Here is a 21296-nt window from a genome sequence, read left to right on the forward strand (position 1 = left end):
AGTTTATCTTTTTGTATCTAAGAAAGTTTGAAGTATTATAGCAGCAGCTATTTTATCAACTACCTTTCTCTTTTCCAAAGCGCCCTTTTTGTTTGATTCATTCAACATTCTATCTGCTGATACAGTAGTAAGTCTTTCATCAACTTCTATTATTTCCAAACCTTCAATCTCTTTGTTCAATTTTGCTATGAACTCTCTGACTTTCTCTGCCTGTCTTTTTTCAGTCCCATCCAGACTTTTAGGGATACCTACTACTAATGCTTTTGTATTTTCTTGAATACAAAGTTCTTTGATTCTTTTTACTGCTTTTGTTTTTTTTCTGTCTATTACTTCAAGGGGAGTAGCTACTATCCCCATTATATCAGATCTTGCTACTCCTATCCTCACATCTCCTACATCTAAGGAAATATATTTTTTATACATTAATTACCTCTTATAAAGAATTTTTTAAAGTTTCTTTTACAGCATTCATAGCTTCTTGTATTTTAGTTACATCTTTTCCACCAGCTTGAGCAAAATCAGGTCTTCCTCCACCATTTCCCCCAGTGATTACAGCAGCTTCTTTTACAAGATTTCCAGCTTTTATTTTAGAAGTAAGTTCTTTAGTTACTCCAGCAGCAAATATAGCTTTATCTGCTCCTGATGCTAAAACTACAACTGTATTAGTCATTTTATCTTTTACATAGTCTATCATTTTTCTAAGATCATCAGCTGTCGTAGTTTTAAAAGTTTTCATGATAACTGTTACTCCATTGATAACCTCAGAATTTTCTGCTAAAGCCTGAGCTTCTATTTGAGTAAATCTACTTTTTAATTCTTCAAGTTCTTTGCTCGTTTCTTTGATTGTTTCTACCATTTTTTCAACTCTGTCCAGAAGATTAGCTTCATCAGACTTTATAGCTTTTTCTACATTTTTTAGAAGCATTTCAATGTTTTTAACTGCTTTATATGCTCCTTTTCCAGTTACAGCTTCAATTCTTCTGATTCCAGCAGCTATTCCTGCTTCACTTTCTATTTTGAATAGTCCTATTTTTCCTATATTGTCTATATGAGTTCCTCCACAAAGTTCCACAGAAAAACCTTCTACAGTCACTACTCTTACTACATCTCCATATTTATCTCCAAATAATGCTGTAGCTCCAGCTTTTTTAGCTTCATCCATACTCATATTAGCAATTGAAACATCTATAGCTTCAGCTATTTTTTCATTTACCAATTCTTCTACTTTTTCTATTTCTTCATTAGTCATAGCTTCGTAATGGTTAAAGTCAAATCTTAATCTTTCTCCATTTACAAATGATCCTGCTTGTTGTACATGAGAACCTAGTACTTCTCTTAATGCTTCATGAAGCAAATGAGTAGCTGTATGATTTTTAGCTGTTGCTAGTCTATTCGCCTCATCAACTTCTAGGAAATATTCCTCTCCTTCTATTGGAGCTCCTTTTAATATTTCTACAGTATGTGTAAATATTCCTTTTTGTTTTTGAACATCTATAACTTTACCTTCAAATCCATTTCCAGTAATGATACCAATATCTGCTGCCTGTCCTCCAGACTCTCCATAAAATGGAGTTGTATCAAATATCATAAGTTTCTTGCCATCTTTTCCATCTCTTGCACTTAAAAGTTTTCCTGTATCTTTAAGAGTTGTGTATCCAGTAAATTCAGTAGCTCCATATTTATCATAAAACTCCTCAATAAAACTGTCCTGTCCTTTTTCCATTACAACTTCTCTTGCAGCTCTTGCTTTTTCTTTTTGTTCAGTCATTTTTGCTTCAAATTCTTCTTTAGATATTTCTATCTCTTTTTCCTGACATATTTCTTCAGTTAATTCATATGGAAAACCATATGTGTCATAAAGTTTAAATGTAACTTCTCCATCAAGTTTAGTAATTCCTGCTGATTTTAACTTTTCAATTTCCTGATTTACAAGCTGCATACCTTGATCAAGAGTACGAGAGAATTTTTCCTCTTCTATTTTTACAACTTTTTTAATGTGATCAATATTACTTCTAAGATCTGGATAAGCATTTTCCATCATGCTTACTACTTTATCAACCATCTTATATAAGAATAATTCTGATTGTCCTAAAAGTCTTCCATGTCTTACTGCTCTTCTCAATATTCTTCTCAGAACATATCCTCTTCCTTCGTTTGATGGTATAACTCCATCATTGATCAAGAAAGTAACTGCTCTTGAATGGTCTGTTATTACTTTTAATGAGAAGTTTTCTTCCTCATCTCTTCCATATTGTGAGTTAGTAAGTTTTACTGCTTCCTCTAACAATGGGAATAAAAGATCTGTTTCAAAGTTATTTGATTTTCCTTGTACCATAGCAGCTATTCTTTCAAGTCCAGCTCCAGTATCTATGTTTTTCTTAGGAAGAGGTTCAAGACTTCCATCTTCCATTCTGTTCCATTCAGTAAATACAAGATTCCAGATTTCAATAAAACGATTGTCTGTTCCTTCATCGCCAAGTTTAGAGTTTTCATCTCCACCATAAGCTGGTCCTAAATCCACATGAATTTCTGAACATGGTCCGCATGATCCAGTAGGCCCTGCTGCCCACCAGTTCTCATCCTCTCCTAATCTTACAAGTCTTTCTTTTGGAAAATTACATTTCTCTATCCAGATTTGTTCTGCCTCATCATCTGTTGTAAATACTGATACCCAAAGTTTCTCTTTATCTATTTTTAATACCTCAGTAACAAATTCCCAAGACCATTCTATCGCTTCTTTTTTGAAGTAGTCTCCAAAAGAGAAATTTCCAAGCATTTCAAAGAATGTATGATGTCTTGCTGTTCTTCCAACATTTTCAAGGTCATTCGTTCTGATACATTTTTGATATGTTGTCACTCTTGGATATGGAGCTTCTTTCTGACCTAAAAAATATGGTTTAAATGGAACCATTCCTGCTACTGTTAATAATAAAGTTGCATCATCAGGGATAAGAGATGCACTCTCGAAGTGTTTATGATGTTTTGCTTCAAAAAACTCAATAAACTCTTTTCTAATTTGATTTCCTGTTAACATGTTCTCCTCCAACTATTTAAAATTTAATCTAATTTAAATTTTTCACCTAAATAAATTTTTCTTGCTGTTTCATCATTAGATATCTCTTCTGGTGTTCCACTGATTAAAACTTTTCCATTTGCCATTATATATGCTTTTTCTGTAATACGCAATGTTTCTCTTACACTGTGGTCCGTTATCAGTATTCCCAATCCTCTGTTTCTCAAATATCTTATTATCTGCTGTATATCTTCAACTGCTATTGGGTCAACTCCAGCAAAAGGTTCATCCAATAGTATAAAACTTGGGTTATTTGCTATTGTTCTGGCTATTTCTATTCTTCTTCTTTCACCACCAGATAATGAATATCCTAAAGATTTTCTTACATGAGTAAGTTTAAATTCTTCCATGAGCTTTTCTATTATCTCTTGTTGCTCTTTAGAAACTACTCCTTTCATTTCAAGAACTGCTGCAATATTTTCTTCTACTGTAAGATTTCTGAAAACAGATGGCTCCTGAGCTAGATACCCTATTCCTAAATTAGCTCTTTTAAACATAGGATAAGTTGTCACATCAGCATTATCACAATAAACTTTACCACTTTCAGGTTTTATTATTCCTGTTATCATATAGAAAGTAGTAGTTTTTCCTGCTCCATTAGGACCTAAAAGACCTACTATTTCTCCTTTATTTACCTCAAGGCTGACATTATCCACTACTGTTCTCTTTTTATAGCTTTTACAAAGATTCTGAGCTACCAAACTTCTCATTAGCTCCTCCTTAATTATTTTTATGGTTTATAAATACATGCCCTCTTGCTTTTATTTTCTTTGTGTTCATATTATAAGTTCCTTCATCTGCTTCTATTATAGATTCTTTATTTTCTATTTTTACATTTCCCACAAGATCTAGTATACCAGTTTTTTGTCTGATTATTCCTTTTTCAGAAGTTATAATAGTTACTCCCTGTTCAGGATTCTTATTTTCAATGTAAACATTTCCTACTAAAGTAGCTATATCTTTATTAATGTCTATTTCAGCAGTATCAGAAGTTATGATAGTATTTCCATTTTTAGCATCAGTTACTGTAAGTTTTGTATTATCTCTTGAGAAAATAAGGCTTCTTTCTATATCTGCTTCAATATAATCAGATTGAAGTTTTTTATCTTCTTGAATAAATACAGCATTCTTTTTAATTTCACTTCTTATTGCTTTGTAACCATCATCATTTTTAAAGTAAACTCTTGCAAAATCTCCTGTAAAGTCTGTACGTTTTCCTTGATGCATCATATTTCCTTTTGCATTCCCTATGAAATCTATTCTCATCTCTCTCAGATTTCCATCTGCTATATCTGACTTAAATCTATCTCCAGCTTTAGAAGTTATATCTGCATTTGTACTTTTTAATAATCCTTGCTTATTATCAAAAGTTCCTTCACTTCCAACTATAGTAAAATCTCCATACTCTATTGTATATTTTTCAGGAGAAACGACTATTTCAGTTTTAAGGTTATAGTCAAGTCTATTTCCTTTCAACCTGCTTTCTGGAGTTACTATAACAGTATTTTTTCCAAATTCTACCTTATCTTCATTTGTAAAATATTTCATTTTGTCACTTTTTATATCGTTTTCTACATTTTTACCTTTAAAATTATCTCCAGTAAATACCGAAGATTTTACATCAAATACTCCATTTGACATAGTGCCTGATGTAGTTTTATCATGACTTTCAAAATTTATAGTTTCAGGTATATATACTTTTTCATCTTTTAAATTATACTTTCCTCTTGTTGATTTTGCTACTATTTTTTCACTATTTATTACAAGATTTCCAATTAGCTCCATATAATTATCTTTTTGGAATAAGAGTTTATCCCCAGTTACAGTAGTTCCATTTTCTGTATTTTTAAATGAAATCTTACTTTGAAGTTCTCCAGTTCCATTTTTATTATTATAAGTAAGATTTTCTCCACTAGCAACAAAATTTCTTCCAGCAGCGTTTATTGTTCCATTACTTACAAGTTCTCCAGTATTTTCATCATATATAGCTCCAACTCCTGTAAAAGATGTGCCGTCTTTTAACATCGTTACTTTATATTTATCTGGAGTTTCTACTTTTCCTGTAGCTCCATTATACGTTATATCATTGCTTTCTAATCTGTAGTCTTGATTTTCAAATACCGAATTTTCTTTTACTTTATATATTTTTGTTTCTGTATTAAAATCCATTCTTTTACCTTTAGCTGTTTGCTTCTTAATTTTGTCATACATAGTTCCATTTACTATATATCCATCTTTTGTTATATCATTGAAGTAGAATTTATCTCCAACACTATCATACTTCTGACTTTTATAATCATACTTTTTATCTGCAAACATTTCTTTTGTTTCATTATTATATCTAAATTCTTTACTTTTCAATTCTCCATTATCTGAAATATATACTGCATCTCTTTTTTCTCCATATGCAGTTATAAATTTAGTATTATTATTGTATACTATTTTATCTGCTGTCAGTTCCTCTCCTTTTGTTGATGTCATCTTCACATCTCCATAAAAAGTCAGTTCTTCTGTAGTTATATCGTATACTGCTTCTTTTCCAGAAAAAGAATATACTCCATTGCTTCCAGTTATTTTTCCAAAAAACTTAACTATATTACTGTTTGCTTCTCTTTGTATTTTATCAACATATATCTTATATCCATTAGTTTCTATCATTACATTTTTAGTAATTAAGAATGCTTCTGTATTATCTTGATACCATAGATTTCCTGCTGATAATTTAGCTCCATTATAAGTTACATCATAAGGTTCCCATGCTTCAAGAATTTTATCATCTATAGAATATTTCAAATTAAGAAAATTTCCAGATATTTTTCCATTCTGTTGATCTGTTCCATCAATAGCTATATTTCCTGAAAGTGTAACAATCTTATTAATATCACTATATTTTCCAATATTCCCTTTCAGTTTTATTTTATCATTTTCTAGAATTACATTATCTTTCAATTCTATATAGCTCATTTTACTGTCAGTTATGAAATTTTTCCCAGAAATTTTTATTTTCTTCTCAACATTTTCTGCTGATACCCCTACATCTGATGTTATTTCATCTTTTAGTTTATCATAGTGAGCTGCTTCTGTATTAAACTTCCATCCATTTGGACTTATTCCAAGAATATTATTTTTCAATGCTAAATTTCTCACTTTGTCTATAAATACATTATCTCCACTTATTACCATATCCTTTACTAGTGCTTTTGCCTTTTCAAAATTTGTTTCATTATCATCTACATAATCTACTTGTTTATCTGCTTCAACATGATAATCTTCACTATCATAAGTAACATTTGTTGTTTCGATAGCTTTTTTTATATCAGAAAGATCATTTTCATCTTTAAAATAGTTTAAGTAACCTAATATTATTATAACTACAAAAATAATTATATAGATTTTCTTTTTATTCATATTTAACTCCTATTTAATATTTTTTTCAGCTCATTAAGCTTTAATAAGGCTTCCAAAGGCGTCATTCCATTAGGATCTAACTCTTCCAATACTCTCATAACTATTTTTTGTTCTTTTGTCAGTTCTTTCCCTTTTAAATTATTTTTCTCTTCTTCAACTGGTTCTTCTTTCTGAGGAGTTCCAAAAAGTATAAGCTGTTCTCCTTTTAATTTTTTTTCAATTATTTGTTTTCTATCTTCTAAATTTCTTAATACAGATTTTGATCTATCCAATATCTCTTTGGGTAATCCTGCAAGTCTTGCTACTTCTATTCCATAAGATTTATCTGCTCCGCCTTTTACTATTTCTCTTAAAAAAACTATTTCTTTATCATTTTCTTTTACTTCTATTCTATAATTTTCAGCTCTGTCCAGTTTATCTTCTAATTGAGTAAGCTCATGATAATGTGTAGCAAATATTGTTTTTGCTCCTATTCTTTCATGAATATATTCAGTGATGGCTGTTGCTATGGAAATACCATCAAAAGTTGAAGTTCCTCTTCCTATTTCATCAAGTATTATAAATGACCTGTTTGTTGCACTGTTTACAATATTAGCAACTTCACTCATTTCAAGCATAAATGTAGACTGCCCTGTAAGGAGATCATCACTTGCACCTATTCTTGTAAAAATTTTATCTACCAACCCTATTTTAGCATAGTTAGCTGGTACATATGATCCCATATGAGCCATAATTATAATTAAAGCTACCTGCTTCATATAAGTAGATTTCCCTGACATATTTGGCCCTGTAAGTATTATCATTTCTTTATTATCATCAAATACTATATTATTCTTTACATATTCTCCTGCTGGAATAAGCTTTTCTACTATGGGATGTCTCCCAGCAATTATTTCTATATCTTTTCCTGCATGTATTTCAGGCTGGATATATGAATTTTTTATTGCTATATGAGCCAGATTGCTTGCCACATCAAGGTAGGCTATCTTATATGCCAAATCTTGAAGTATTCCTTTATGGCTTTTTACTTCATAAGCAACTTCTTTAAATAACTGATATTCAAGATTTTCTATCTTATCTTTAGCATTTAATACCTTTTCTTCATACTCTTTCAAATCAGGTACTATATATCTTTCAGCATTAGCAAGAGTCTGCTTTCTGATATAGTCTGCTGGTACTAAATGAGAATTTGCTCTTGTTACTTCAATAAAATATCCAAATACTTTGTTGTATTTTATTTTAAGCCCTTTTATCCCTGTTCTTTCTCTTTCTCTGTTTTCTATTTCAAGGATATAGTCCTTTCCATCTTTTGATAAACCATGAAGCTCATCAAGCATCTCATTATATCCCTGCCTTATAATTCCTCCTTCTCTCACTGAGAAAGGAGGCTCATCTACAATAGTTGTTTCTATCAAATTGTAAATATCAATAAGAGTTTTTACTTCAATGGAAAATATAGAATTCCCCTGTAAAAGTTTTAATATTTCCAATGAATTTTTTATAGAAATTTTTAATGAAATCAGATCTCTTCCATTTTCAGTTTCAAGAATAAGCTTTCCTATTATTCGTTCTATATCATATATACTTTTCAATTTTTCTCTAATTTCTTCTCTAAGGAGTACATTTTCAATAAAAAAAGATATATCCTTTTGTCTCTCATTTATTTTTTCTATGTCAAGAAGAGGATTTTTTATAAATTTTTTCAAAAGTCTGCTTCCCATAGAAGTCATACATTCATCCATCACCCATAAAAGTGTTCCCGCTCCATTTTTTTCTCTATAATTATCCACTATATCCAGATTTTTTTGAGTAGTTATATTAAGCTCCATTATATTTTCACTGCTGGTATATAATATGCTATTTACAGGAAGTTCTTTTCCCTTTTGCAGTTCTGCTACATAGTTTAAAACAGTTGCTGATATTGTAACAGCCATTTTTTTATCTTTTAATCCAAAACTTTCTAATGATATTACTTTGAAATAATCTTTCAGATAGTCTTCGCATTTTCTCTTTTCAGTTATTTTACTTATGTTAACATCTGATAAAGTATTATGTTTTTTTAATTCCTCATAATATTTATCATAAGTTCTTTCTTCCAACAATATTTCTTTAGGAGCAGTTTTATTTATTTCTCCTAAAAGTTTAAATATTATATCTTCTCCTTCCAGTTCACTAGCTTTAAATTCCCCAGTTGTAATATCCACATAAGCTATTGCTCCTTTATTTCCATCTATTTTTATTCCCATAAGATAGTTATTACTCTTTTCATCAAGATAATCTGTATCAATAACAGTTCCAGGTGTTATAACTCTTACAACTTCTCTTTTTACTATTCCTTTAGCACTCTTTGGATCTTCTACCTGCTCACAGATAGCTACCTTATATCCTTTGTTGACTAGTTTAGCTATATATGAAGATACTGAATGATATGGAACTCCAGCAAGGGGAACATCTTGATCTTTTTCTCTATTTCTGCTTGTCAATGTGAGCCCCAGCTCTTTAGAAGCTATTACTGCATCATCAAAAAACATTTCATAAAAATCTCCTAGTCTGAAAAATAGAAGATTATCCTTATTCTGTTCTTTTATTTCTTTGTATTGACTCATTAAAGGTGTATCTCCAGCCACTTTCTCAACTCCTTACATAGTTACTCTTTCTGGTTCTGAAAGAAGGTTATCTTTCACTCTATTTAAAAGTTCTACTATTTCATTATAATTATCTGTATGATTTATTTTATCTTTTATTTCAGCAGTATTTCTTATTCCTTTCAAATACCAACACAAATGTTTTCTAAGTTCAAAAATAAATGGTCTTTCTGGATGCTCTATCTCAGTTCTTCTTGTATGTTCAATCGCCATATCTATTTTTTCAATGTCAGTTACTGGATGAAGAATTTTTCCATGTTCAAAGTATTCTCTAATATCTCTTATAAGCCATGGATTTCCAAATATACCTCTAGCAAGCATGATTCCATCTACTCCTGAATAATCTACTCTCTCTTTAGCATCTTCAGCAGTAAATATATCTCCATTTCCTATTACTGGAATATCTACGCTTTCCTTTACTTGTTTTATAAGACTCCAGTCAGCTTTTCCAGTATACATCTGCTCTCTTGTTCTTCCATGAACTGTTATATGTTTGCATCCAGTTTCCTGAGCTATTTTAGCTATTTCAACAGGATTTTTACTCTCCTTATAACCGACTCTTATTTTTATAGAAAGATCTGTCTTATCATCTAAGGCACTTCTCATTTCAGAAAGCATAGCTCTCACAAGTTCAGGCTGCTCCATGAGAGCTGCTCCATATCCATTATTAACTATTTTTTTCATTGGACAACCTGAGTTTATATCTATATGTTTCACTCCAAGACTCTCCACAAATTTTGCACTCTCTACCATTTTTTTTATATCTTTACCAAAAAGCTGTACAGAATCTCCTTCTCTCAATCTTAAAATAACTTTAAGAGTTTTTTCACAAGCAACTTCTAAAGCGTTTATACTTACCATTTCTGTAAATAAAAGATCTGGTTTAAATTCTTTTAAAATTCCTCTATATGTATAATCTGTAACCCCTGCAATAGGAGCAGTATATATTTTTATCATAAATTTTTCTTCCTCCAACATCAAATAAAAAAATGTATCTCAATCTAAAAATTTTACCATATTTATGATATTTTTTCAATATAACTAGACATATTAGAATAAAAAAAAATTTATTTAAAAAATAAAAGCCCTGAACAAGTCAAGGCTTTTATAATTAACTATTTATCAAATCTTATTTTAGCTTCATCTACAATAATATCTAAGAATTCGTCCAGCTTCATAGATTCTTGTTGTTGAGAACCAAATTTTCTTATATTTACTTCTTTATTTTCAACTTCATTTTTACCTAAAATCAGCTGTACAGGAACTTTATATTTTCCATTAGCTTCTCTGATTTTATATCCAATAGATTCTGCTCTATCATCAATCTCTGCTCTGATTCCTCTCTCTTGAAGAGCTTTAAATATCTCTTTAGCATAAGGAACTACTTCATCGTTGATAGTTAATATTTTTACTTGAGTAGGTGCTAACCATAATGGGAAAGCTCCTGCAAAGTGTTCAATAAGAATTCCTATAAATCTTTCTATTGAACCATAAACAACTCTGTGAATCATTACAGGTCTATGTTTTTCCCCATCTTCTCCTATATAACTGATATCAAATCTTTCAGGAAGATTGAAGTCTAATTGAATAGTTCCACATTGCCAAGTTCTTCCAATAGCGTCTTTGATTTTGAAGTCTAATTTAGGTCCATAAAAAGCTCCATCTCCTGGATTTAATTTATATGGTTTTCCAATTTTATCAAGAGCTCCAGCAAGTGCTGCTTCTGCTTTTTCCCATATTTCATCTGATCCAATTGCTTTTTCTGGTTTAGTTGATAATTCAATGTGATATTCAAATCCGAATAGTTTGCTATAGAATTTATCTATCAATTCAACTACTCCAATAATTTCTTCTTCTATTTGGTCTGGAGTCATAAATATATGAGCATCATCTTGAGTGAATGATCTTACTCTCATAAGCCCATGTAAAGCTCCTGAAAACTCATGTCTATGAACTGTTCCTAATTCTCCACATCTAATTGGAAAATCTTTGTATGAATGCAGTTGATATTTATATGCCAAGATACCACCTGGACAGTTCATTGGTTTTATAGCGAATTCAGTTTCATCTATTGTTGAAGTATACATATTTTCTCTATAGTTAAACCAGTGTCCAGAAATTTCCCACAGTTCTTTATTCAACATTATTGGAGTAGTAATTTCTTGATATCCTGCAAGAGTATGCTCTCTTCTCCAAAGATCTATAAGAGTATTTCTTATAACCATTCCTTTTGGAAGAAATATTGGAAATCCTGGTCCATATTCGCTTACAAAGAATAAATCCAATTCTTTTCCCAGTTTTCTATGATCTCTTCTTTCAGCTTCTTCTAAAAGAGTTAGATAAGCTTTTAATTTAGCTTCATCAGAAAAAGCAAATCCATATATTCTTTGAAGCATTTTATTGTTAGAATCTCCTCTCCAATAAGCTCCAGCAACTGATTTTAATTTGAAAGCTTTCAAGTATGATGTAGAAGGTACATGAGGTCCTCTGCACAGATCCATAAATTCTCCCTGTTTGTAGAAAGAAAGTATTTCTCCTTGAGCTATTTCTTTTATGATTTCTACTTTATAGATTTCACCTAATTTTTCAAAGTGTTCTATAGCTTCCTCTCTAGTCATCATAACTCTTTCAATTTTTTCATTTTCTTTTACTATTTTTTTCATTTCATCTTCAATTTTTACTAAATCTTCTTCTGTAAACTGCTCCTTTGGATCAAAGTCATAATAGAATCCATTTTCTATAGCTGGTCCTATCGCTACTTTTGTTCCTGGGAATAATCTGATAACAGCTTGAGCCATTAGATGAGCTGTTGAATGTCTTATTATCTCTTCTCCTTCTTCACTGTCAGCAGATATAAATTCTACTTTTGCATCTTTGTCTAAAATTGTTGCCATATCCATTGGTGTTCCATCTATTTTAACAGCTACTGCTTTTTTTGCTAAAGAGTTACTGATACTCTTTGCTATTTCAAACATATTCGCTTGTCCTTCAAATTCTTTTATATCTCCGCTTGGTAATTCTACTTTCATAATTTCCTCCTATTTATATACATTCAAATTTTTAATCTACTATATCTTGTGGTTTCAATCCATCAAATAAGTAAGTTTGAGGGCTTGTTTTTTGCTTAGCATCTGTATCTGCTCCAAGACCAAATATAGGTTTGTCTGGGAATGCAAGCAATGTAAATTGAAGAGCTACTCTCCATTCATAGTCTCTTGTTCCTAGATCATATTCTCTCTCATAAGCTACTGCCCATTCATAATATCCAAACTCTTTACCTATTTCTACTCCTAAACCATCAAGTGAACTTTTTCTTCTATTCTTACTAGAAGTATCCTTAAAGTTTTCATAAAATTTAGCATAAGTTTTTACATTCCATCCTTCACTTGGTTTCCCAATTTTTGCCATCAAGCTTACTTTATGCTCTCTGTTTAGTCTATCCCAGCTTCCACTGTTGTTCCATCCTGAATTTTCTTCTATTTCATATCCAAATCCAACTCTATTTTGAGAATAGAATATTCTTGCTTTTACTTCTTCTAATGAATCCCATAAATCTCCTGTTTTATCATATCTTGCATCATTTCTCTGCATCATAAAATGTATTTTGAAATTACGTTTATAATCTCCAAGACTATTAAATCTATCATACATTATACTGTTAAGATTGAAATTTACACTATTTCTTTCTCTGTCTCTTAAGATATCTCTTACTCTATAAAGTTCTGCCTGTGTCAGCTGATTAGAATCTTTGTTGAATTCAAGTTCAGCATATTTCTTTAATTCCTCATCTGTAAATCTTTTATCTCTGTATTCATAAGTAAATGATAATACATCAGAGTTATTAATATTCTTAACTCTTCCATCTGCTAAAGGTTTTTTTGCTCCATATTCTTTATGCTTATAATCTTCATAAGTAACTCTATAATAATTTTCCACATCTCCACCATCTAAAAATGAAATTCCATAGATTTTATTATCTACATCTATTTCTTTAAAATATTTAGGATTACTATTTAAAATAGAATAATTCTTTCTTACATCTGTACCTTGACTAAAATCAAATCCTAATCTATTATCTCCAAAAGAATATTGATATGCATATGTATTTGCTCTGATTTTTTCTTTAGCATTATCTACATTTTTTATATCCCATATTTTAGAATCTATTCCTTGATTTTGATAAGATAATCTATGTCCTTCATAGTTATATACTACTCCATAGTTTCTGAAGGTTAAATCATTATAGTTTCTGTCTCTTTCATTTTCGCTTGTATACTGTCTATCCTGTCCATAATTTAGTGACAAAGACTGTCTGTCATCAATTTTAAAGTTTACATCATTTTTAAATGTCTGTCCATTAAGTTCACTTGTATCAGCAGGATTTTCTCTTCTCTTATACTCAATATTATATGCGGTTTCTGTATTTCCTATCATTGCATTAATAGTATCTTTAATTTCATAGATATTATCTTTGTTTTTTAATCTGATATCCTCAGAACTCATAGTTTTCTTTCTGATATCGTTGTAGGCAGTACCAAATTTAATATCACCAGAATCATAATCATATCTTTGATAGAAAAGGCTCAAATCATTGCTTAAAGCAAAATCCACTCTTCTATCTTTATTATCTGTATTATCAAAAAGCTGTATTGTATGATTAAGTTTTAACTGCGTTCTAAGAGTTGAATCTTCACCGCTTGCATAATGTTTTGCATATGGATTATATCCTTTATCATACTTATCATATCTTATTCCACCAAATAGAGCTAATTGTCCAAAAGCTCCAAGAGGTATTTCATTTTTTTCAGCTCCAAATTCGTAGAATTTAGATTCATTTACATATTGTCTGTATGAATTAAGTGAAAAAGCTGGTTCATAGTATATTCCTTCTCTATCCCAGAATTTTTCCTTTGTCTGTCCAGTTGCAAAAGTAAACTTAGCGGTATCATTATAGAAATCTACATATGCTCTCTCTTCTCTAAAATCGCTGTATATTATATTTTCAAATCTATTATATTCTCTGTCTCTTACATTAGCTAAATTTCCTACACCTGTAATTTGACTTACAACATTTTTTCTTAGAGGATCGTCCATTAAATCAAGCTTTCTTTCATGTTCGTTAATATTGTATCCAGCTTTTACTCTGTAATCTCCCCAGAAATCATAATCACCAAAAGATACTCTCAAATCTCTGCTGTCATATTGAGAATATTCTCTTATTGTACTTGGATTATATTTATAATAAAAATTCCCTCCTAAAAGGCTATTATATTGAATCATAGAATCAAGATTTGGATCTCTTTCCCATAATCCTAATCTTCTAAATTTATCTCCATTTTTTTCATCATAACTGAATCCTATATTATTTTTCTTTTCAAAAAATTCAAAACCAAAGTCTTCAGCTCTTGATTGGGTATCGTTTAATGTTGAACCTGGATCCATATCATATAAATAATTATAATAACCACCAATTCTGTATCTGCTATTATCTTTGTATAATTCAATCTGTGAATAAAGATCATTATCTATGTTGCTTCCATAGTCAATATCATCTATATCATCATATACCATAAGAGCATAAGCTTCTTTATCATCAGTTAATTTTAATCTGGTTTTTAAGGTTATATCTTTATCTGGTCCTAATTCCTTCAAATCTGAATTCATTGAGAAGAAACTTATTGTAGAATCAAGTTTTGGTCTGGTATTATTTAAAAATCTTCCATTTCCTTCATAATCTGTTATTATATCTTCCAGCTTAGGAATCATATTATATGTTCCATTGATAGCATTAAACTGTAAAATACCTTTTTCTCCATTGTATTCATGAGTATAATTTAATCTGTATCTTTTATTTTTTTCTTCATAATCAACAGGATCACTGTATTTCTCTTTTTTGTCAGCTTTTGACCAAACCAGAGCATCATCTATATTTAATTTCGCTGTTCCAAATTTATCTGTTTTATACCAGTTTTCCCATCTACCTATTAATAGTCCCATTTGGTCAGCAAACTTAGGAGCAAATCCTCCTTTGAATTTACTGTCCCTATCACCATAAAGAACTCCCCATGAAGTCTGCCATCCATAGTAATCTTTTGTTCCCCATTCTGGGAATAAAGGAACTTCTGAGTCTTGTCTTATATTTACTCTATACCATGGTATACTGAAAGGAAAAATATCATTATCCCCTAAGTATAGGTCGCTCCCTTTTAAAGTAAGCTGTTTATCTGGCTCAACTATTATTTCCTTAGAAAGAAGATGATATCCTGCTTGATTTGGATCAGCTGTTTCAACTATATTGTAGTCAGTTGTAAGCCATCCATTATTTATATAAAGATTTCCATTTGCATATTCAAATACTTTTCCACCAAAATATATTTTATCATTTGGTGCTTCTCCTCCAGTTACCTTTCCTATTTCAAGATATCCAAAGTTATTATAAAAAACTCCCTGGTTTCCATCTAAAGATACATCTCCATTAGTTGATTCTAATTTAAGCATCCCAGTAGGTTGATCTACCTGAGTTATTATATTTTCTTTAAGATAAGCTCTATTTTTTTCCTTATCTCTTTGCATATTGAAAACTTTTAATTTTAAATCTCCATATTTTACATTGACACCACTTTGAGAAGTCACTGTATCACTAAGAAGGTCAACTTCTATCTCATCAGCTCCACCTAATATTCTGTCACTGGTGTTCTCTATGTTTCCCGTGGGAACACTACTCATTCCCAGAATATTTAAAGAAATTATAATATATGCTGCTGCAAGATAAATTTTTCTCCTCATAATCTCAATCCTTCTCCTTAATTAATGTTTGAAATAATTATAACACAAATATGAATAAATTAGAATAACAGAGCAATATTTTATTTAAAGAAAAAGAGACTGTTTCTCTTTTAGAAAACAACAGTCTCTTTAAAATATCTAATTAGTATGCAGCTAATTTTTCTTTTATCTCTTCTTTAGGTCTTAATCCAACTACTTGATCCACTCTTATTCCATTTTCAAAAACTACCATAGTTGGAATACTTTTTATTCCAAACTGTCCTGCTAAGCTTGGATTTTCATCAACATTAACTTTGTATATCTTTACTTTCCCCTCTTCAGAAATTTCTTCTAAAATTGGAGCAAGTACTTTGCAAGGTCCACACCATTCAGCCCAAAAATCTACAATTACAATACCTTTATTATTTATAACTTCTTCTTCAAAAGTAATCTCATTCAGATTGATTAAACTGCTCACTACTTATCCTCCCTGCTTTAAGAAAATTCTTATCTGCAAATTCATACTATTATATCATACATACTTAACATATTGTACAAATTTATTGGGAAAAAATCAAGTTTTTTTAAGAGTATATTTTTTCTAAAACGACGTTCTTTTCAGCATTTTCTCTGACACTCTTTATTATTGTGATACCTTTTGAAACATCTCCTATCAATATAGCACCTTTTAGCTTATTTTCCTCAAAATATAATTTTTTATAAATATTTTTTTTAGTGTCTATATCTTCAACAAATTCTTCACACTCTTTTCCATTTCCAATCAAACCGATAGAAATAAGTTTGATATTCATTCCATCAAAATTAAGTGGTTGAATTTGTTCCTTATAGACGGCACTATCTCCACTTGCATTTATCCCTGCCGTTTTTCCTTGTTCCATAGCTATCTGCCAAAGTCCTATTACTTTCCCTTCATATTCTGCTGCATCTCCACAAGCATAAATATCTTTTTCTGAAGTTTCCATTTTTTCATTTACAATTATTCCTCTTCCAGTTTGAAGTCCCATATCCACAGCAAGTTTTTTATTAGGAAGTATTCCTGCACTTATAACTACTAAATCAGCCATAATATGCTCTCCTTTTTCAAGAACAACAGATGATACCTTTCCTTCTCCCTCTAAGTGATCAACAACCACACCTTTATACACCCTTACACCAGAACGCACTATTGCCTGCTCTAATATTTTTGATCCTTTTTCATCTAACTGTCTAGGTAATATTCTTTGCATCATTTCTATTACTGATACATCCATTCCTAATTCTTTCAGCCCCCATGCTGCTTCCAGACCTAGAACACCTCCACCAATAACAACTGCTCTTTTACATTTCTTTACATACTCTTTCACATTTTCTGTATCTTTCATACTTCTAATAGTAAAAACTCCATCTAAAGCAGCATTTTTTATAGGAGGAATAAAACACTCTGATCCAGTAGCCAATATCAATTTATCATAGTTATATTCTTTTCCACTTTCTAAAGTTACTTTTTTTTCTTTAGATGATACAGCCTTTACAGCATCTCCAATGGTTATTTTTATATTTTTTTCTTCATACCATTTATCTTTTTTTATTTTCAATTTTTCTTCTGGCATATCTGCATAAAGATGTTCTGTTAACATCGTTCTGTAATATGGCATTATACTTTCTTTCCCTATGATCTCTATATCTGCCAGTTTATTTTTGCTTCTCACAGCATCTGCTGCTGATACTGCAGCTACTCCTCCACCAATTATAACTACTTTTTCCTCTTTATTTAAATTATCTTCTTTTTTATTTTCTATTTTTATAAAAGCTTCCTTCCCAGCTCCGCATACAGGACATATTATTGGACATTCCTCTCCATCTATTACTTCATTGCATACTGTACATTTCCAGCTTGTTTCTGAAGCAGGTTTTATCTCTATCTCTTCAAAAAGTTCTTTCCCTACACCACACACAGGACAGGTATCAGGTACCTCACCATCAGGAAATATTTCATCACATACTGTACATTTCCAAGCTTTTCCTGAAATTACTTTTTTCCTTTCATTTGATTTATCCGTTGAACTGACTATTTTTTCTTCATCTTTTACTTCTTCAAAAAATTCACTTCCAACATTACATACTGGACATACATCTGGAGGATTATCTCCTTCAAATACTTCTCCACATATAGTGCATCTCCATTTTTTCATCCCTATATTCTCCTCCCTTTCCTTATATATCCTTTTTTCAATTTTAACACATTAAATCCTTTTTTTCAATTGTAATTATTACAAAAGTAATATTTTTACAGCATAAAAAAAGGATAGCTTCTTGACTATCCTTAATATTATTATCTAATTATTCTTTTTTTCTCTCTCTTCTTTTTCTCTTTCTGCTTGTGATTTATTTAAATAGAAAGGTTCCAGTGTGTATATATTATCATCTTCATGTTGTAAAGCCATTTGAGCTGCCATAGCTGCTCTTGGTATTGAATTTACTTTAGAAAATATAATATTTTCTTCTCCCATAATTTCCTTTATAAGTTCTTGATTAACTAATGCTCCATCTCCTATAAAAACAACTTTTTCACCTTTTAAATTTGTAAGTATATCTCTTAACTCTCCATCTTTATATTCTGCTTTTCTAACTAATTTTCTATTTTCATATTTATATTGGGAATAATATACTCTTTCTTTCCTTGCATCAATAAGAGGAACAATTAAACCTTCTCTCTCTTCCCCTGTTTCAGCTAAAACATCTAATTCATTTATTCCAATGATAGGTTTCTTTAGAGAATAAGCAAGTCCCTTAGCTATTGCTACTCCTATTCTGATTCCTGTAAAAGATCCAGGCCCTGTTGTTACAGCTATCTTATCTACATCTTTTATAGTATATCCAGATAAATCAAATAGAGAATCTATAGATTTCATTATGACATTTGAATGATTTATTTTTACATATAAATTTATTTCTCCTACTATCCCAACCTCATCATCATATAAAGCTACACTTCCTATTTTTGTAGCAGTATCAATCGCTAAAATCAACATACTTTAACATCTCCTTCTCTTTTGCAGGATTTCCTACATAACTCAGTTCTACTTCACGAGTTTCATCTCCATGATAGAATAATTTTATCTCAATATATTCTTTTGGAAGTTCACTTTTTATTATATCAGCCCATTCTATTAAAACTATCCCCCCACTGTTAAGATAATCTTCATAGCCAACTTCATATATCTCTTCTGCTTCAGATAAACGATATACATCAAAATGATATAAAGGAAGCCTTCCACTGAAATATTCAAGCACATAGTTAAAAGTAGGACTTTTTATACTTTCTTCTACTCCTAATTTTTTAGCAAAAGTTTTAGTAAATGTTGTTTTTCCTGTACCTAAATCTCCTATGAGAGCTATGGTAGTGTTTTCTTCAGCATAATCAGAAAGCTTTTCTGCTAAAGTATCAAGCTCCTTAAAGCTCATTATTTTATTCATTTTCTCCTCCATCTTTAAATTGTATCTTATTTACAATATTTGTAGTTGATTTTCCTTCTATAAAAGAAAGAATTCTAACTTCTCCACCATTTTTTTCTACTGTTGAAGTTTCTGGAAGAGTATTTTTATCATAATCTCCACCTTTTACATGAATAGATGGCTTTAATTTATCTAGTGTTTCTATTGGTGTCAGCTCATCAAATATAACTGTAAAATCTACAGCTTTTAATCCAGAAAGCATTTCGGCTCTATCTATTTCATTATTGATAGGTCTTGTAGGTCCTTTTAACTGTTTTACAGAAGCATCTGAATTAACTCCTACTATTAATATATCTCCCTGCCTTTTTGCTTCATTCAAGTATCTTAAGTGCCCTACATGAAGAATATCAAAACATCCATTTGTAAATACGACTTTCTTCCCTTGTAATTTTAATTCCTCTATAAGTTTTGCTGCAGTTTCCTTGCTTAAAATCATTTTACTACCTCCATATCTTTTTTCAACATTTTTATAAAATCCAGTATGATTTCTGCTGTCATTCCCCAGACTATGTCTCCATGAAAATTATAAAAATATACCTCTCTTGGATTTCCCTGCCAATCTCCATGATACCTCTTTGGCAGTCCAAGCTCCTCAGTTGAAAATTGAGGAACATTTTTTATTCCAATTTTTTCTATTCTAGGTTCATTTTTCAAAAAAAATTCTATTGGTGCAAAGATTACTCTTTCCACTTCATCTCTATTATACTTGATATCTTCTCTATTTTCCAGTCTGACAAATCCTACATATACCTCTAATATCATTCCAGAAGGATTTACCAATATCCCTAATTTTCCAGTTACCTCTATTTTTTCTCTAGGTATTCCTAATTCCTCTATTGTTTCTCTAATTGCCGTTTCTTCAGAATTTTTATCTTTTTTATCACACTTTCCACCTGGAAGAGATATCTCCCCTCCCTGTCTTATTTCAACAGCTCTTTTCTCCAAAACTATATATTCTTTTCCTTCAAATTCAGCTATGGCAATGAGGACTGCAGAATTTACATATCTATCTTGTCCAATTATTCTTTCTTTGGTATTTTTCAATAATTCTACGATTCTTTCTCTCATATCCTTTTACACCTCAATAAAAATTATACCATTTTCTAAAAAAAGAGCAACTGAATTAGCAATTTTTTTTGCTTTCAGCTGCTCTTAATAAAATTTAATTTTTCATAGCTTATTTAGTTCCAAATATTCTATCTCCACAATCTCCAAGTCCAGGGTAAATATATCCTTCTTTTGTTAATCCTTGATCTATTTTAGCTGTATATATAGCTACATCTGGATGTTTATTAAGAAGTTTTGCTATTCCTTCTGGAGCAGCTACCAGACACATAAATATGATATCTTTAACTCCTTCAGATTTTAAATAATCTATTGCATAAACTGCTGATCCACCTGTTGCCAGCATTGGATCTACAACAATTACTTTTCTAGAAGTTATATCTACAGGAAGTTTACAATAATAATAAACAGGTTCTAATGTTTCCTCATTTCTATATACTCCAATATGCCCAACTTTTGCAGTTGGAATAAGATCCTGTATTCCATCTACCATTCCTAATCCAGCTCTTAAAATAGGTACAATAGCAAGTCTGTCTTGAAGAGTATGTCCTATAGTAGACATCAAAGGAGTTGTTACTTCTGCCTCTTCTAATTTTAGATTTTTTGTTGCTTCATAAGTCATAAGTTTTGCTATTTCATTTAGATTTTCTCTAAAAGCTTTTGTGTCAGTTCCTATATTTCTAAGTATTGTCAATTTGTGTTGAATTAAGGGATGATTAATTTCTATTACTGCCATTTTTTCCTCCTGCTTTACTAAATTTTTTTCTCATATATTATACCAAAAAATTGAGAGTTTTTCAAAATTAAATTATGCCATAAAAAAA

Annotated in this window: 15 protein-coding genes; all 15 read right to left on the bottom strand. The window is 30.6% G+C overall.

Translation table 11 applies throughout. The features are described from left to right. Positions 1–3: 3 nt before the first annotated feature. The 15 genes from ruvX to upp all read right to left on the bottom strand — a co-directional run bounded on the left by ruvX (position 4) and on the right by upp (position 21208). The gene (gene ruvX, locus E0E45_RS10770) at positions 4–423 is read right to left on the bottom strand and encodes a Holliday junction resolvase RuvX (RefSeq protein WP_130891164.1); all 420 of its coding nucleotides are present in this window, start codon (positions 421–423) and stop codon (positions 4–6) included. A 10-nt stretch (positions 424–433) separates the two neighbouring features. Beyond that, positions 434–3034, bottom strand: a complete 2601-nt coding sequence (gene alaS / locus E0E45_RS10775; RefSeq protein WP_130891165.1) for an alanine--tRNA ligase — start codon at positions 3032–3034, stop codon at positions 434–436. Between the two features lie 23 nt (positions 3035–3057). After that, positions 3058–3783, bottom strand: a complete 726-nt coding sequence (gene lptB, locus E0E45_RS10780) for an LPS export ABC transporter ATP-binding protein (protein ID WP_096401893.1) — start codon at positions 3781–3783, stop codon at positions 3058–3060. Positions 3784–3793: 10 nt separating this feature from the next. Continuing rightward, the gene (gene lptC / locus E0E45_RS10785) at positions 3794–6481 is read right to left on the bottom strand and encodes an LPS export ABC transporter periplasmic protein LptC (protein ID WP_130891166.1); all 2688 of its coding nucleotides are present in this window, start codon (positions 6479–6481) and stop codon (positions 3794–3796) included. Between the two features lie 2 nt (positions 6482–6483). Continuing rightward, positions 6484–9108 carry a DNA mismatch repair protein MutS gene (mutS, locus tag E0E45_RS10790; RefSeq protein WP_130891167.1) on the bottom strand — a complete coding sequence of 875 codons (2625 nt, stop codon included), beginning with the start codon at positions 9106–9108 and terminating at the stop codon, positions 6484–6486. A 12-nt stretch (positions 9109–9120) separates the two neighbouring features. Then, positions 9121–10083, bottom strand: a complete 963-nt coding sequence (dusB, locus tag E0E45_RS10795) for a tRNA dihydrouridine synthase DusB (protein ID WP_130891168.1) — start codon at positions 10081–10083, stop codon at positions 9121–9123. Positions 10084–10241: 158 nt separating this feature from the next. Then, positions 10242–12155, bottom strand: a complete 1914-nt coding sequence (gene thrS, locus E0E45_RS10800; RefSeq protein WP_130891169.1) for a threonine--tRNA ligase — start codon at positions 12153–12155, stop codon at positions 10242–10244. A gap of 31 nt (positions 12156–12186) precedes the next feature. Continuing rightward, positions 12187–15912 carry a hypothetical protein gene (locus tag E0E45_RS10805; RefSeq protein WP_130891170.1) on the bottom strand — a complete coding sequence of 1242 codons (3726 nt, stop codon included), beginning with the start codon at positions 15910–15912 and terminating at the stop codon, positions 12187–12189. Between the two features lie 142 nt (positions 15913–16054). Beyond that, positions 16055–16369 (bottom strand): thioredoxin, encoded by a 315-nt coding sequence (gene trxA / locus E0E45_RS10810; protein ID WP_130891171.1) that lies wholly within the window; start codon positions 16367–16369, stop codon positions 16055–16057. Positions 16370–16475: 106 nt separating this feature from the next. After that, the gene (locus E0E45_RS10815; RefSeq protein WP_232044106.1) at positions 16476–18083 is read right to left on the bottom strand and encodes an FAD-dependent oxidoreductase; all 1608 of its coding nucleotides are present in this window, start codon (positions 18081–18083) and stop codon (positions 16476–16478) included. 144 nt (positions 18084–18227) lie between these two features. Further along, positions 18228–18923 (bottom strand): tRNA (adenosine(37)-N6)-threonylcarbamoyltransferase complex dimerization subunit type 1 TsaB, encoded by a 696-nt coding sequence (gene tsaB / locus E0E45_RS10820; protein ID WP_130891173.1) that lies wholly within the window; start codon positions 18921–18923, stop codon positions 18228–18230. Next, positions 18904–19368 carry a tRNA (adenosine(37)-N6)-threonylcarbamoyltransferase complex ATPase subunit type 1 TsaE gene (gene tsaE / locus E0E45_RS10825; protein ID WP_130891174.1) on the bottom strand — a complete coding sequence of 155 codons (465 nt, stop codon included), beginning with the start codon at positions 19366–19368 and terminating at the stop codon, positions 18904–18906. The genes tsaB and tsaE overlap by 20 nt, the downstream gene beginning before the upstream one ends. Beyond that, positions 19361–19843, bottom strand: a complete 483-nt coding sequence (gene rfaE2, locus E0E45_RS10830; protein ID WP_130891175.1) for a D-glycero-beta-D-manno-heptose 1-phosphate adenylyltransferase — start codon at positions 19841–19843, stop codon at positions 19361–19363. Before rfaE2 ends, tsaE begins: the two co-directional genes overlap by 8 nt. Then, positions 19840–20475 (bottom strand): NUDIX hydrolase, encoded by a 636-nt coding sequence (locus tag E0E45_RS10835; RefSeq protein ID WP_130891176.1) that lies wholly within the window; start codon positions 20473–20475, stop codon positions 19840–19842. Before E0E45_RS10835 ends, rfaE2 begins: the two co-directional genes overlap by 4 nt. A gap of 109 nt (positions 20476–20584) precedes the next feature. Next, positions 20585–21208 carry a uracil phosphoribosyltransferase gene (gene upp, locus E0E45_RS10840; protein ID WP_130891177.1) on the bottom strand — a complete coding sequence of 208 codons (624 nt, stop codon included), beginning with the start codon at positions 21206–21208 and terminating at the stop codon, positions 20585–20587. Positions 21209–21296 lie beyond the last annotated feature (88 nt).

The organism is Fusobacterium ulcerans ATCC 49185, assembly GCF_900683735.1.
GTDB classification, from domain to species: domain Bacteria; phylum Fusobacteriota; class Fusobacteriia; order Fusobacteriales; family Fusobacteriaceae; genus Fusobacterium_A; species Fusobacterium_A ulcerans_A.